13 protein-coding genes and 1 pseudogene are annotated in these 14,729 nt (G+C 43.7%); all 14 read right to left on the bottom strand.

Annotated features, from left to right (window positions below):
* Positions 1 to 33: 33 nt before the first annotated feature.
* Positions 34 to 1,149, bottom strand: a complete 1,116-nt coding sequence (locus tag JCM16418_RS04685; RefSeq protein WP_036646650.1) for a Nif3-like dinuclear metal center hexameric protein — start codon at positions 1,147 to 1,149, stop codon at positions 34 to 36.
* Positions 1,125 to 1,910, bottom strand: a complete 786-nt coding sequence (locus JCM16418_RS04680; protein WP_036646649.1) for a tRNA (adenine(22)-N(1))-methyltransferase — start codon at positions 1,908 to 1,910, stop codon at positions 1,125 to 1,127. Before JCM16418_RS04680 ends, JCM16418_RS04685 begins: the two co-directional genes overlap by 25 nt.
* 296 nt (positions 1,911 to 2,206) lie before the next feature.
* Positions 2,207 to 3,343, bottom strand: coding sequence for an RNA polymerase sigma factor RpoD (gene rpoD / locus JCM16418_RS04675; RefSeq protein WP_036646646.1), 1,137 nt, complete (start codon positions 3,341 to 3,343; stop codon positions 2,207 to 2,209).
* Positions 3,344 to 3,384: 41 nt separating this feature from the next.
* Positions 3,385 to 5,201, bottom strand: a pseudogene (gene dnaG, locus JCM16418_RS04670) (DNA primase).
* Between the two features lie 47 nt (positions 5,202 to 5,248).
* Positions 5,249 to 5,713, bottom strand: a complete 465-nt coding sequence (locus tag JCM16418_RS04665) for a YaiI/YqxD family protein (RefSeq protein ID WP_036646642.1) — start codon at positions 5,711 to 5,713, stop codon at positions 5,249 to 5,251.
* Positions 5,714 to 5,891: 178 nt separating this feature from the next.
* Positions 5,892 to 7,970: a glycine--tRNA ligase subunit beta gene (gene glyS / locus JCM16418_RS04660; protein WP_036646639.1), complete on the bottom strand. Its 2,079-nt coding sequence runs from the start codon at positions 7,968 to 7,970 to the stop codon at positions 5,892 to 5,894.
* Positions 7,963 to 8,850 (bottom strand): glycine--tRNA ligase subunit alpha, encoded by an 888-nt coding sequence (glyQ, locus tag JCM16418_RS04655; protein WP_036646636.1) that lies wholly within the window; start codon positions 8,848 to 8,850, stop codon positions 7,963 to 7,965. The genes glyS and glyQ overlap by 8 nt, the downstream gene beginning before the upstream one ends.
* 273 nt (positions 8,851 to 9,123) lie before the next feature.
* Complete coding sequence (gene recO, locus JCM16418_RS04650) at positions 9,124 to 9,879, bottom strand: DNA repair protein RecO (protein WP_036646635.1); 756 nt, start codon at positions 9,877 to 9,879, stop codon at positions 9,124 to 9,126.
* A 36-nt stretch (positions 9,880 to 9,915) separates the two neighbouring features.
* Complete coding sequence (locus tag JCM16418_RS24175) at positions 9,916 to 10,071, bottom strand: YqzL family protein (RefSeq protein WP_081765323.1); 156 nt, start codon at positions 10,069 to 10,071, stop codon at positions 9,916 to 9,918.
* Between the two features lie 105 nt (positions 10,072 to 10,176).
* A complete protein-coding gene (era, locus tag JCM16418_RS04645) occupies positions 10,177 to 11,076 on the bottom strand; it encodes a GTPase Era (RefSeq protein ID WP_036646633.1) in 900 nt (299 codons plus the stop codon).
* A 27-nt stretch (positions 11,077 to 11,103) separates the two neighbouring features.
* Entirely contained in the window at positions 11,104 to 11,517 is a 414-nt protein-coding gene (locus JCM16418_RS04640; RefSeq protein ID WP_036646631.1) for a cytidine deaminase, read from the bottom strand.
* 41 nt (positions 11,518 to 11,558) lie between these two features.
* Positions 11,559 to 11,924, bottom strand: coding sequence for a diacylglycerol kinase family protein (locus tag JCM16418_RS04635; RefSeq protein ID WP_036646630.1), 366 nt, complete (start codon positions 11,922 to 11,924; stop codon positions 11,559 to 11,561).
* Positions 11,924 to 12,421: an rRNA maturation RNase YbeY gene (gene ybeY, locus JCM16418_RS04630; RefSeq protein ID WP_036646628.1), complete on the bottom strand. Its 498-nt coding sequence runs from the start codon at positions 12,419 to 12,421 to the stop codon at positions 11,924 to 11,926. The genes JCM16418_RS04635 and ybeY overlap by 1 nt, the downstream gene beginning before the upstream one ends.
* Before the next feature lie 48 nt (positions 12,422 to 12,469).
* Positions 12,470 to 14,716: an HD family phosphohydrolase gene (locus JCM16418_RS04625; RefSeq protein WP_036646626.1), complete on the bottom strand. Its 2,247-nt coding sequence runs from the start codon at positions 14,714 to 14,716 to the stop codon at positions 12,470 to 12,472.
* Positions 14,717 to 14,729 lie beyond the last annotated feature (13 nt).

Raw genomic sequence — 14,729 nt, 5'->3', positions numbered from 1 at the left:
TCGCACCCTTAAAATGTTTCTAAGACCAATTTTTTATAGAAACTGGAAAGGTTCTGTGTTGATTTCAGATACATGTACCTCTGTTTCATAACGACCACTATGAAGCTGTTCGCGCATCCATTCTGCGACTTTTGCTTTCATAATTTTCTCAACATTATGACCAGCATCAATGATAGCCATTCCAGCCATGAGAGCATCCTGAGCCGTATGATAATCAATATCTCCAGTAACGATTACATCTGCTCCCTTATACATCGCAGGTGAAACATATCGACTTCCTGATCCGCCTAGTACAGCAGCTTTTCGTATCGTACGCGTTAAGTCCCCAACAACTCGTACATGCTTAACATCTAAATTCTGTTTAACAACTTCTACGAGATCAACCAAACTAAGAGGCTGTTCTAGCCTCCCTACTCGTCCCAGACCAAAAGTGCGGCCTTTCAAATCCAGTGGATATAAGTCATACGCCACTTCTTCATAAGGATGAGCTTTAATCATTGCCTGCACAATTTTGCTCCGGATTCCATGTGGAACAATCGTCTCTATTCTCATTTCTTCAACCGTTTCAATCTTGCCCGCTTGTCCAATAAAGGGATTAGTTCCCTTCCCCGGTAAAAATGTACCGTCACCTTCCGTATTGAAGCTGCAATGGCTATAATTGCCGATAGCACCCGCCCCAGCATCAAGAACTGCATTCAGCACTTGTTTATGGTGACTTTTGGGAACAAAGACTACCAGCTTCAACAGCTGCTCGGTATGTTCCTCATTGAGAGGGATGCCTGCCTGAATACCGATGGCTTCTGCCATCCAATCATTCATGCCACCTTCGGTTATATCCAAATTTGTATGACTGATATACACAGCTATATCATGCTTAATGAGCTTTTCATACAATTTACCCATGGGATTATCCGTCTGCAAATGCTTCAATGGACGGAAGATTATGGCGTGATGTGCAATGATTAAGTCCGCTTTAACACGAATAGCCTCTTCAACAACCTCATCATTCACATCTAGGGCAATCAGAACGTTTTGGATATCCTTCTGCAAACTGCCAAGCTGCAGCCCAATGCGATCATCGGGAACCGCTAGATGCTTGGGTGCAAGCTTCTCCATGTATTGAATTACTGCTTGTCCTTTTGCAAACATGCCAGAACCTCCTGTATAAGCTTTATTTGCTTCCTAATGTCCTGCGCCTTCATCTCAGCCGACGAAAGCTTAGATGATGATAGCGACGCCAAGATGCCTTCTAGCTTAGTGATTTCGCCTTCCCATTTCTCAAACAAAACAGGATCAGGATCAGCCAGTAGTAGTGGCCCCATCTGTAATAATAAATCACGCGAAATGACTAGAGGCGGTTCTCCGCTCCATTCTCGTTGCCAAGTCTGTTCTTGATACAATTGTTCATTCGTTAGCTGTCCCTCGCTTTGGCTACCTTCAGGCACGGCCGTTAATATCTCATATAATTTATGATCTTCCTCAATAATCATTTCAGATATAAGCACCCAGTGGTGCTCAAGTAACCAGCGACGTAATATGTCCTCTCCGACGTTTGGCTGAAGTACAAGCTGGCTTACACCTTTCAATTTATCCTGATCAGCATCTAATATGCTTGTAATTAAGCCCCCGCCCATACCAGCAATTGTAATAACATCGACTTCTTCTGGCGAAATCACCTGAAGGCCGTCTCCACGTCTGACCGAAATGGAATGGCTGAGTCCTGCTGCAGCCACCTGCTTTGTTGCCGCATCGAAAGGTCCTGGATTAACCTCTCCCGCTACTGCCATTACAGCCCTACCCGATTCTACTGCCGCTACGGGTAACATTGCATGGTCAGATCCAATATCTGCTATTCTGCTACCTGATGGAACTTGTTCCAATATGAGTTGTAATCTTCTAGATAATTTCACGCTTCCACCTACACCATCAATTTATTTGTTTGATATTATCCTCATGAATGATTCACTTATTATTTTACCCTAACAGACAGATGCAAAGTCTGCAAACTACAGATTGTCCTGCCTCCCACTAAATTTTGGGAATTAAAAAACCCCTTTATCATTTGCATTGATTATAAAAAAGAGCTAAAATAAAAAACAATAAAACAAAAAAAGGAAATAAACCTAAAGTATAGAAGACGCAAACGATCCATGACAAGAAAAAAGACCTTGCTGCGTATTTCAATGCAGAAGGCCTTGGGTACATCCTATTCGAGAAAATCCTTTAATCGTTTGCTACGGCTAGGGTGACGTAGTTTACGGAGTGCTTTAGCCTCAATTTGGCGAATCCGCTCACGTGTAACACCGAACACCTTACCAACCTCTTCAAGTGTTCTTGTCCGTCCATCATCCAATCCGAAACGAAGACGAAGTACGTTCTCTTCCCGCTCGGTAAGCGTATCAAGAACATCCTCTAGTTGTTCTTTCAGAAGCTCATAGGCTGCTGCGTCAGCAGGGGCCAATGCTTCTTGGTCCTCGATAAAGTCGCCAAGATGAGAATCATCCTCTTCACCAATTGGTGTTTCCAGAGATACAGGTTCTTGAGCGATCTTCATAATTTCCCGAACTTTCTCTACACTCAGTTCCATTTCAGCCGCGATTTCTTCTGGCGTAGGTTCACGCCCCAATTCCTGCAACAGCTGACGGGATACCCGGATCAGCTTATTTATGGTTTCCACCATATGCACTGGGATACGAATTGTTCTTGCTTGGTCCGCGATTGCACGCGTGATAGCCTGACGAATCCACCAAGTTGCGTAAGTACTGAATTTATAACCTTTTTTATGGTCAAACTTTTCTACGGCTTTAATTAGACCCATGTTACCTTCTTGAATTAGATCCAAGAATAACATTCCCCGGCCCACATAACGTTTCGCGATACTTACAACGAGACGAAGGTTGGCTTCCGCTAAGCGGCGCTTCGCTTCTTCATCACCATTCTCAATTCGCTTAGCCAGTTCGACTTCATCATCAGCTGATAGCAAAGGAACACGACCAATTTCTTTCAAATACATCCTTACAGGGTCATTGATCTTAATCCCTGGTGGAAGAGATAAATCATCATCGAAGCTGAATTCCTCATTGTCATTGCTGTTTTCATTCTCATCGTTAGGCCGAAGGCTGGTGACTTCTTCATCATTCTCATTCACCACTTCAATTCCCAAATCACTTAGATGCTCATAAAATTCTTCCATTTGTTCGGGATCTTGATCGAACGGGGACAATTTTTCCATGATATCTTTGTAAGCTAATGATGATCTTTTCTTACCTTGTTCAACCAATTGATCTTTGACCTGGTCCAACGTAAATTCTGTCTCTAACTCCGTATGCTGATCATTCGCCATACTTCGACTCCCTCCTCCCTAGAAATATCCATGCTCTTTCTTTACTGTCTTTCTAGGGCTATAATCTCACTTGCAATTTGTGCCGCACGCAAAAAGTCACCTGAACGCTCCGCAGAAATCATTTCTTCCTTTTTCTGATCGATTTGCAATTTCAGAGGGACTTTTTGTACTTCCTTAATGCAATCATCCAGTACCTGAGTATTCCATTCACGAGGTGTATCCATCATGGAGATTGAGCTAAGTGTCTTCTCCAGACGGTCATCATGAAGAGATGACATAAACCGGCTGATGTCCGGGGGTTTGCCTTGTGCATAATAGGCATATAGATAAGCAGCAATCGCTGATGATCATCAATATTAAAAGCATCATCGAGTCGCTCTTGGACATACCGGGCAGCTTCGGTATCCTGAAGCATAATCGCTAAAAGACGGCGTTCACCAGTGTGATAAGCAGGCAGTAAAGTCGGTGCTGCAACACGCCCTTTTTTATGCCTTCCAGTATTCCACCTTTTGTCGTTATTATCCCCATCCTGCATGTTTTTTTGCATAGACTGGCGGATCTCATTACAATCCTGCTTAAGACTTTCGAAGGAAAGTTGTAGCTCTGCAGATAATTCCCGCAAGTAAACCTCTCGTTCAGTCGAAGATTGAAGCATCGCGATAATTGGAAGAACTTCTTTCGTATATGCGATTTTACCTTCTTCTTCTAGCAGTATATGGTTTTTTTTCAGATATATAAGCTTAAATTTCGTAGTAGATACAGCCCCGTCAATAATCTGCCGCACAAATCGTTCCTGTCCATACTTATGAATAAATTCATCGGGATCAAGCCCTTCATTCAAGACAGAGACTTTGACGCGAAGTCCTATGCCTTCCAGCAGAGGAATGACCTTCATCGCAGCAGCTTGTCCGGCACGATCACCGTCATAGCAAATCACTACTTCGTCAGCCATAGTCTTCATAAGCCCGGTATGGCTTTCGGTCAGGGAAGTTCCCATCGTCGCCACGCCATTCTGCACCCCTGCCTCCCAAGCTGAAATTACATCTCCATAACCTTCAAAAAGAACGATCTGCCGAAGTTTACGAATAGCTGGTTTAGCTTGATGCAAATTGTACAGAATCCGACTCTTGTTAAACAGCTTACTTTCCGGTGAATTTAAATACTTGGGCTGCGCATCCCCTAAGACCCTACCGGCAAAAGCAATAACTCTGCCGTTGCGATCATAGATCGGAAACATGACACGATCACGGAAACGATCAAGATAATCTTCACCGTCACTCCGAACCGATAACAGTCCGCCCTTCTCCATCTCGCCTAGATCAAATGAACGTTTCGTCAAGAACTGAACCAGGGTATCCCAGCGGTCAGGAGCATAACCGATTTGAAACAGATCAATCATCTTGTCGCTGAATCCTCTAGAACGCAAATACTCCATTGCTGCTTTGCCGTGCTCGGTGTTCTTTAGCAGAAAGTGATAAAATTTGGCCGTCCACTCGTAAGCCTGCAACAAACGATCACGCTCTGGATTAGAAGGGATAACAACCCCACCTTGTCCTTCTGGCATTGCGATATGGCTCTCTTCTGCCATGACCTTCACAGCTTCGGGAAAAGATAATCCTTCGATTTCCATCCTAAATTTGATGGCATTTCCGCCCTTGCCGCAGCCATAGCAATAAAAGATTTGACGTTCAGGTGTCACTGTAAAAGACGGGGTCTTCTCGGAATGAAATGGGCAAAGCCCCTTCATGTATTTCCCCTGCTTCGTCAGATGAACGTACTTGCCTACCGTATCGACGATATCGTGTTGCTCCAATACGGAGTCGATGACATTCTCCGGAATACCTTGTCCGGCACTCATCATAACCACCTTCATCTCTTTTAGCACGTAAATATAATTCGCTACAATTAAACGTTCTCCTGCAAATTCTGCAAAAGTTTTGTCAGTTTCTGTTGAAAAAATGTTTTGTCCTCTGAGGTAATCGGTTTAGGACCCTTGGAATGTTTACCATTCCGCCTTGCCTTGGCCTGATGATGTCTCCGATCAAGCATCTGTTCAATATCTTCATCACTATAATACATACCGCGGAATGAAATAACATGACAGCTCTTAGAAAGTGCCAAAGCAGCCAAACCATAATCTTGGGTAACTACAACATCCCCATGATGAATATGATTGGCGATATACAAGTCAGCACTCTGATCACTCCGATCGACTTGAACAACAGTTACGCCTGCTTGCTCCCGCATGAAATGATCATATGAAGCAACCAACAGCACTGGAACTTGGAAAATCCGGGCCACTTCAGCGATTTCAGATTTCACAGGACAGGCATCCCCGTCAACAACAATTTGTAAGTTCAACTTAGTCAGAAGTCATCACCCTGTTATCATGGTTATACCGTAATAATATATACGAGCCTGAGACACTAAAATCCTGCTTTAAGGTTAATAACAACTTCTGCCAAACTTATTTTTCAAAGGGCAACCAAGAAGTGGAGCAATGTTTCCACTCCACTTCCGTATATTTATACCCTTTAATCGCAAAAGATTACCACACCAATTTATTAAAATCGGCAAATTGTTTCAAATCCTGATCTAAAGACGCTAAAAGTGCCAAACGATTCTTACGAATATTGTCGTCTTCAGCCATAACCATGACTGCATCGAAGAATTGTGTAATTTCTTCTTTCAACTGCGCGAGCAAAGCTAGTGCCTTGGGAGCCTCTCTCTCACTTAGTGCTGTATGATATGGCTGTTGTACCGCTCTCCATGCTGTATATAGAGCCTTCTCAGCTTCTTCCTGTAGCAATTGTTCACTCACCTCGGCATTGCCTGCTTTGGCCGCTAGGTTGCTTACACGGTTAAATGATTCAACGGTTGTTTTAAAATCATCTGTACTGCTGTTGACAGCCTGCATCAACGCATCTCCACGAGCGACAACAGACACTACATCATCAAATCCAGCTTGAATGACCGCATCCACGACATCGTAGCGAACATTTTCAGAAAGAACTTTTTTAACACGGAGACCAAAGAATTCTACCAGATCCTTACTGATTTCAGACTTGGTACGTTTCATGTCACGTAATTCTTCATGCACATCTAGTGCGATGTCAAATAGCTGTGATAACGTAAGCGGGAGCTGGTGAGCAATCATAATTTGAACAATGCCTTGTGCCTGACGGCGTAGAGCATATGGATCTTGTGAACCTGTTGGAATAATTCCAATGGAGAAGCAGCCTACGATCGTATCCATTTTATCAGCCATACTAATAATGGCTCCTACGATAGACGAAGGTGCATCATCTGATGCTGAGCGTGGCTGGTAGTGTTCAAATATCGCCTTAGCCACATCCTCATTTTCTCCAGCTTTACGGGCATAATCTTCACCCATAACGCCTTGCAGTTCAGGGAACTCATACACCATTTGAGTTACCAGATCAAATTTGCAAATATCAGCAGCTCTGCTAACAGATTCCACTTGATTACCTGAAATATGCAGCGCTTGACCCACTTGATCTGCAATACGACGAATTCTACGTACTTTATCGCCAATGGTTCCAAGTTCTTCATGGAATACGATCGTCTCCAGCTTAGATAAGGCATCTTTAATCTGCAGCTTCTGATCTTCATCATAGAAAAACTTAGCATCGGATAAACGAGCACGGAGTACTTTCTCATTCCCTTTAGCAATAACATCCAGCGAAGTGGCATCACCATTCCGAACCGTAACAAAGAAAGGCAATAGCTTTCCTTGATCGTCAAGTACTGGGAAGTAACGCTGATGTTCTCTCATCGACGTAATCAGCACTTCTTGTGGAATATTTAAGAACGATGGATCAAATGTTCCGAACAATACCGTTGGTGTTTCTACGAGAAACAATACTTCTTCCAGCAGATCTTCTTTTACAGCGATCTTCCACTGCTTCTCATCTGCAAGTGCTTGGATTTGCTGCTCAATCATCGCTTTGCGCTCTTGCACGTCAACAATAACATGCTGCTCACGAAGTGTTTCAACATAAGATGCAGGATCAGAGATCACAACTTCTGTACCCAAGAAACGATGACCCCGTGTTACGTTGCCAGCCTTAACATCCGTTACTTCCATTTCGATGATTTCAGATCCAAACAGAGCTACAAGCCAACGAATCGGCCGAACGAATTTATAATCATAAGCGCCCCAGCGCATATTTTTAGGGAAGGTCATGGATGACAATATATTTAGTAAACCTTCAGCAAGCAGCGAAGAAGTTTCTACTCCCACACTGCTTTTCGTTACGTAAATATAATCAACACCGTTTAATTCTTTAAATGTAAACTGCTCTGGATCTACACCTTGACCACGAGCAAAGCCTAGAGCTGCCTTACTCCATGCGCCTGACTCATCGAGGGCAATTTTACGGGAAGGTCCTTTAACTTCTTCCTCCACATCATCCTGCTTTTCAGCTAAAGACTCTACACGCACAACCAAACGACGTGGAGTGGCATATGCATGAACATCACCATGGGATAGTCTCGACTGTTCCAGCCATTTGACTACTCGATCCTTCAGCTGCTGCATTGCAGCACGAAGAAACCTTGCAGGCACTTCCTCTAGTCCAATTTCAAATAAGAGATCCTTAGACATGCTCCACGTCTCCTTTCTTACACAGCGGGAAGCCTAGCTTCTCACGCTCTTCCAGATATGTTGCAGCAACCTGACGTGCTAGATTACGTACGCGAGTAATATATCCTGTCCGTTCGGTTACACTGATTGCACCTCTTGCATCAAGCAAGTTAAATGTATGGGAACATTTAAGCACATAGTCATATGCAGGGAACACCAAGTGTTGCTCCATTGCTTTATTCGCTTCCTGTTCGTACATGTTAAACAGTGTAAAAAGCATTTTCACATCGGAAACCTCAAATGTGTATTTAGAATGCTCAACTTCAGGTTGATGGAATACGTCACCATACGCGATGCCATTTACCCATTCAAGATCAAATACATTTTCTTTCTCCTGAATGTAAGAAGCAAGACGTTCCATTCCGTAAGTAATCTCTACAGCTACTGGATTCGTCTCAATACCTCCGACTTGTTGGAAATATGTGAATTGAGTAATTTCCATGCCGTCGAGCCATACTTCCCATCCAAGTCCTGCGCAACCTAATGATGGGTTTTCCCAGTTATCCTCTACAAAGCGGATGTCGTGATGTAGCGCATCTACCCCAAGTGCTTTAAGGCTATCTAAATATAGTTCCTGAATATTATCTGGTGAAGGTTTGATAATGACCTGAAATTGGTGATGCTGATACAAACGGTTTGGGTTCTCCCCATAACGTCCATCCGATGGTCTACGGGATGGCTCTACATAAGCTACTTTCCACGGCTCCGGTCCAAGGGAACGTAGAAATGTCATCGGGTTCATCGTACCCGCTCCCTTTTCGGTATCATAGGGATTTACGATAATGCAGTTCTGATCTGCCCAAAATTGCTGCAATGTCAAAATCATTTTCTGAAAATTCATCTGTGCCACTCCTTTGCTTTTTTATGTATCAAGCCTGCACAACACAGCAAAAAGCTCCCGCCCCATGCCTGTTGTACAGACATAGGGACGAGAGCTGTTGATCCCGCGGTTCCACCCTACTTGATTAAACGTTCGTTAGACGAACATACAATCCACTTTTATATAAATTACATGAATGCTCCCGGTCGCCACACCGATCAACACATCTCAGACCTTTTACAAGAAACTTTAGTATATATTAATGTATTGCCGCGCATTCGTCAAATCATTCATTTACATTTCGTACTTCTCCATCTGATCCAAAAAGCTTCTGGATTTCAGGTTTAGCCCTAGCTGCATGTCCATAAAGGCTCTCATGATCGACTTAAGCTCTTTCTTCGTCTCGTCTTTGACATCAATTTGTCCAAGGCGGCGTAGATCAAGTTGTGTGAACAACCTTAGCAGCTTCAAACTACGCGGGGTAATGCTCATTGCGGGTGGATCTAGATGCTTGCACGATCTGCACAGAATACCACCAAGCATAGGACTGATAAAGAATGACTCATCCGCTAATTCTCTGCCACATGAGATGCAGGAGTACAGCTCAGGCCCATACCCTGCAGCTTGTAAAATCTTCATCTCATATAAGTGAATAATAATTGCAGGATCTTTATCCTCTTCTAATGCCTGCAGGCAAGCATGAAGTTGTTGAAACCAGAAATTACCAGTTTCTTCATCATGGAGAACACGATCCAGCAATTCACAGGCATACGATGCATAAGCAGCCTTGAACAATTCTTCCCTTAGCAAGTGGTGGGACTGGTTAATCTCGCCCGAATTAAGCGTACCTAGCCCTGTCCCATTTCTAAAAAAAACATATTCGCCAACCGTAAATAATTGAGTCAAAGCAGCATGCCGGCTCTTTACTTTTTTAGCTCCACGGACGAGTACTCCTACTTTACCGGCGTTTTCGGTGCAAAGCGTAATGATTTTGTTCCCCTCACCGTAGTCCATGCTGCGGATGACGATCCCTTCAACCCTGTATAGCACGCCTCTTCACCCAGCCATTCCCTGAGCAGCCAAGCATCATTCGTTTTCTTCATAATGTTCCATCTCGTTCCACGTAACAGCTGCAGGTGTTGCTGTCAGCTCTTCGCCAGTTGTACCGTCGGCTTCTTTATACAGCAAATAAGCATCGACATCTCCAGTCATTGCAAAATACTTCCACGAAAAATCTCGCATTCGTATTCATCCTTTCTGAAATGACGTCTGCATCTCAAAAAATAGGATGTGCGAACTCAGATGAAGTATGTGTTGCAATTCCTGCCAGCATCACCTAATTAACTTCTAGTCGCGGTTGAAACCTAGATCACGAAGAACACGGTCTTGGTTGCGCCAGTCTTTTTTCACTTTTACCCATAATTCCAGAAAAATCTTCGATCCAAGTAAACGTTCGATATCATAACGAGCGAGCTTACCTACCTGCTTGAGCAGCGCTCCTTGTTTACCGATAATGATTCCCTTTTGGGAATCCCGCTCAACGAAAATGACAGCGGAGATGTTAACAAGACCGTTCTCTTGAACAGACATCGCTTCAATCGTTACGGCAATGGAATGCGGAACTTCTTCTCGTGTCATATGAAGGATCTTCTCACGAATCAATTCTGCGCAGACAAACTGTTCTGGGTGGTCAGTGATCTGATCATCAGGATAGTATTGTGGCCCTTCAGGAAGATACTTTTTCACTTGATCAAGAAGAGTATTTACATTGTTACCGTTTATTGCGGAAACAGGTACAATCTCTGCAAATTCATGCAGCTTACGGTATGACTCAATAATGGGCAGCAATGCTGGTGGATCAATCTGATCGATTTTATTCAGCACCAGAATCACAGGTGTTTTCACTTGTTTAAGTTGCTCAATAATGAATCGGTCACCACCGCCAAGTCCTTCGGCGACATCAACCAAGAAAAGAACTGCTTCAACTTCCTTTAGCGTGTTCAGCGCGGTTTGATTCATGAAATCGCCAAGTTTGGATTGTCTTTTATGAATACCCGGGGTATCTAGAAAAACAACCTGAGAATCGGTTGTTGTATATACTCCGTGAATTTTGTTTCTTGTCGTCTGCGGTTTATCAGACATAATTGCAATTTTCTGTCCAATTACCTGATTCATCAATGTGGATTTGCCTACGTTCGGTCTACCGACAATAGCAACAAATCCTGATTTAAATGACGCCTTGGCCATAGTTGTATGTTCCTCCTGTTAACTAGCTTAGTTGCGTACGTTGCCTAGATCTGACGGTCCAAAAGCACCCGGTAGCAAATCGCGAACTGTTGTTTCACTTGTATTGCCCTTCATATTGCCCAGAATAACTTTCATATCGGGAGGGCATAGTTCTATCATTACTTGCCTGCAGACCCCACACGGCGAAACAGGACCGTCTGTGTCGGCAACAATGGCTATCGCTTGAAAGCTCCCCGCTTGATGTCCATCTGCAATGGCACGGAACATCGCTGTGCGCTCAGCACAGTTTGTAGGTCCATAAGCAGCATTCTCAACATTACAGCCATGATGCACGTTTCCTTCTGAATCAAGAAGAGCTGCTCCCACTCCAAAATGTGAATATGGGATATATGCCTTAGTACGAGCTTTAATTGCCTCTTGTAGTAATGTCGCAGAATCCATCCTGATTCCTCCTAAGTTGTTTAGTAATGTAGTGAACAGCCTTATACCAGCCAATCAAGCACCGGACGGTAAAATACGATAATACCGACGATAATAGCAAAAACCGCAGCAAGAAGCACAGCTCCTGCGGCGGTATCCTTGGCTGCTTTGGCTAATGGGTGCAGATCTGGAGAGGTCAAATCAACAGCAGCCTCAATCGCTGTGTTGAGCATTTCAGCAACCATAACCAAGGTAATAGCTAGTAGAAGAAACAACCAGCGCAGTCCCGAAACATGTAGGAGCGCCGCAGCCGTAATCACTACAATTGCAGCAACCCCATGTATTCTCATATTGATCTGTGTGGCGAAGGCATATCGAATTCCTTCCACCGCATAAACAACGGATGATGCGAAGGAGTTTCTGGCCATTAGCGCGTTAACCCCACTTGAGCCAGCACCGCTTCCTGCTTGCCCATCATTTCAGCTTCGCTTGCCTCATCCTGATGGTCGTATCCTAGCAAATGAAGAAATCCGTGAACAAATAAAAAACCGATTTCACGTTCCAGCGAATGACCATATTCTTCACTCTGAGCCTGCGCGCGATTAACGGAAATAATAATATCTCCTAGCACATCAGGAATATCATCCAGTTCTTCATCTTCTTCTAACTCATACACAATGTCAAGTTCCTCATCAACGGTTTCATTCATAGCAAATGAAAGCACGTCCGTTGGGCGATCAATACCACGGTATTCGAGGTTTAGTTCGTGAATTTGAGCATCGTCTACAAAGGTCAGAGCAACTTCCCCATCCGTGACGTTCTCCGCTTCTCCAGCCTTATAAAGTACCTGCATCAGCTGTGAAATCAACTCATCACTAATATTGTGTACATCTTGTTCATTATTCCAAACGAGTTGTAGACTCATTCTGATTACGCCCCTCTTTGAATTAACATAAGTTGGATTTCAGCTACTTCAGCTACTAGCTACCGAACTAGCAGGTTTCTTAATCTCTTCAGGATACTCAATACGCGAATGAAAAATCCCCATTACGCTTTCTTGTAGTGTTTTGCCGACAATATCCAGTTCCTTCATCGTAAGATCGCATTCGTTAAATTGATGATCATCCAGACGACTCTTAATAATTTTCTCAATCATGGACTCGATCTGCTCGACCGTAGGTTTACGTAGCGACCGCACCGCAGCTTCCACGCTGTCAGCAATGCCGACAACAGCTGATTCCTTCGACTGCGCCTTAGGACCAGGATAACGAAAATCCTCTTCCGTGAAGTCTGGCTCCTTACCTAATTCTTCAGCCTGACGAAGTGCTTTGTGATAAAAGAAATGTAGGAAAGTCGTTCCATGATGCTGTTCAGCAATATCACGAATCGGTTTTGGAAGCTTGTACTCTTTTTGCATCTCTACACCATCTCTAGCGTGCGCAATGATAATAGATTTGCTCAATTTAGGGTCAATTGAATCATGCGGATTTTCCATATTGTTCTGATTTTCAATGAAGTAACTTGGTCTTTTGGTCTTGCCGATATCATGATAATAAGAGCCTACCCGGCACAGTAATCCGTCAGCGCCAATCGCCTCAGCAGCAGCCTCTGACAGGTTACCGACCATCACACTATGATGATAGGTTCCCGGTGTCTCCGTAAGCAACTTACGCAGCAACGGATGATTCGGATTAGACAATTCTACAAGTTTCAGCGCAGACAGAATGCCGAACGTGACTTCAAAGAAAGGCATTAGCCCTATAACCAGAATGGCTGTGAGTAGCCCTCCAGCAAAAGCGAATCCGATTGCATACAGCATTTGCATTTGATTCCATCCACCAGTGTTAATAAGCGTCATCATAAACACAGCAAGAGAACCGAACAAACATACCATGATGCCACCTTTTAACAGGGTAGAACGCTGACTAGCTTTATGAATAGTAAAGATCCCAACGTAGGAAACCACGAGAGCAAAAAACCCAAATTTAAAATCAAATATTTGCCCTTGATGAACATTTAGGATAACACTTGCTAGCACTCCAAAAATCATCGCGCAGAAAAAAGCAAGACTCATATCAAGCAGCAAGGTGACTAACATGGCTCCAATCGCAACTGGAGCTAAATACCCGATATAGGGGCGTTCATTACTTTGTAGCACGCCTGCCACATACATAGAGCCGATCGTGATTACAAAGATAAGGGCAAGCATAAGAAGCTGTGCATTGTTATATTTGAACTTATTCGGATTCGATTGACGAATGAACATCAGAAGTCCGAAGGACAACAAGCAACAAAGCATGAACAATCCGACCTGAGGCCAATAATTCACTTTATTCTTGAGTAGTCCGCTATCATCGAGAAGATTGTACAATTCGCTTGTAATCATCTCACCTTTGGCGACCAGGACATCCCCCTGTTTAATATAAACAGTCTGTGTATTCTCACGGGCTTGTACTCTAGCTTCCTTGGTTAGATCCTCATCGTAAAATTTATTGGCAGTTATGGCCAGTCTAGACAGCTCCTGTACGACTTCACGAGCTGTACGTTGATCAAGAGAGCTTGTACTAACGAGCTCTGCAACTTTAGCCCGGGCTGTCTGTGCCTCGACAATCTGGTCGCCTGTGAGCCGCGAGACAATCTCACGTGCTACCGGTTTCATCTTCATAATATCTTCTGATGAGAGCCGCGGCATTTTAATAAATGTTTCTTCTGGAATCCGATAGGCCTGCTGATTCGTTACTTTAACCAACTCATTCAAAAGCTTGTCCGTGTACTTACCCGCACTACGACTAGCATTCACATAGTTAAGTATAAAATCTTGAGATCTCTGAGGTATTTCCTGACGATAAATGGCCACTTTATCCTCACGAGATACTTGATCATCTTGATTCAGGCGATCAATTCGCTCCAGTAAAGAAACGACAAGATTCTCGTTACGGATCGGAAGGATACTATAGATGGGCTGTACGCGCTCCGCTTCTTGTTCTTGTGCTTTGAGTGTAGCCTTATTGTTCGGAATTTGCATTGGCGCTGTAATTTCCTTCTCGCTATGCGTTCCGATCTGGATATTATAGCGTTCCGGAAGCAAGTCAGAGGCCAGACTTATATAGAAGAGCAGCACCAAAAATAAAAATAGAACATAGCGGGTTGGCACGCTATGCTTCCAGCCAATACTTTTGCTTGAGAAAGATTTGCCAGATGACGATTCTTTCGAAGTCATAAAGATAATCCCC

It is taken from the genome of Paenibacillus pini JCM 16418, from assembly GCF_000576305.1.
Taxonomy (GTDB): Bacteria; Bacillota; Bacilli; order Paenibacillales; family Paenibacillaceae; genus Paenibacillus_AQ; species Paenibacillus_AQ pini.
Note: the sequence above shows the minus strand (reverse complement) of the source record. Positions and strands in the feature narration are given on the sequence as shown.

Coding starts and splice junctions, on each gene's coding strand:
- JCM16418_RS04685 (WP_036646650.1), bottom strand. CDS start 1,149: ATGTTTGCAAAAGGACAAGCAGTAATTCAATACATGGAGAAGCTTGCA.
- rpoD (WP_036646646.1), bottom strand. CDS start 3,343: ATGGCGAATGATCAGCATACGGAGTTAGAGACAGAATTTACGTTGGAC.
- glyS (WP_036646639.1), bottom strand. CDS start 7,970: ATGTCTAAGGATCTCTTATTTGAAATTGGACTAGAGGAAGTGCCTGCA.
- glyQ (WP_036646636.1), bottom strand. CDS start 8,850: ATGAATTTTCAGAAAATGATTTTGACATTGCAGCAATTTTGGGCAGAT.
- JCM16418_RS24175 (WP_081765323.1), bottom strand. CDS start 10,071: ATGCGAGATTTTTCGTGGAAGTATTTTGCAATGACTGGAGATGTCGAT.
- era (WP_036646633.1), bottom strand. CDS start 11,076: ATGGCCAAGGCGTCATTTAAATCAGGATTTGTTGCTATTGTCGGTAGA.
- JCM16418_RS04640 (WP_036646631.1), bottom strand. CDS start 11,517: ATGGATTCTGCGACATTACTACAAGAGGCAATTAAAGCTCGTACTAAG.
- JCM16418_RS04635 (WP_036646630.1), bottom strand. CDS start 11,924: ATGGCCAGAAACTCCTTCGCATCATCCGTTGTTTATGCGGTGGAAGGA.
- ybeY (WP_036646628.1), bottom strand. CDS start 12,421: ATGAGTCTACAACTCGTTTGGAATAATGAACAAGATGTACACAATATT.
- JCM16418_RS04625 (WP_036646626.1), bottom strand. CDS start 14,716: ATGACTTCGAAAGAATCGTCATCTGGCAAATCTTTCTCAAGCAAAAGT.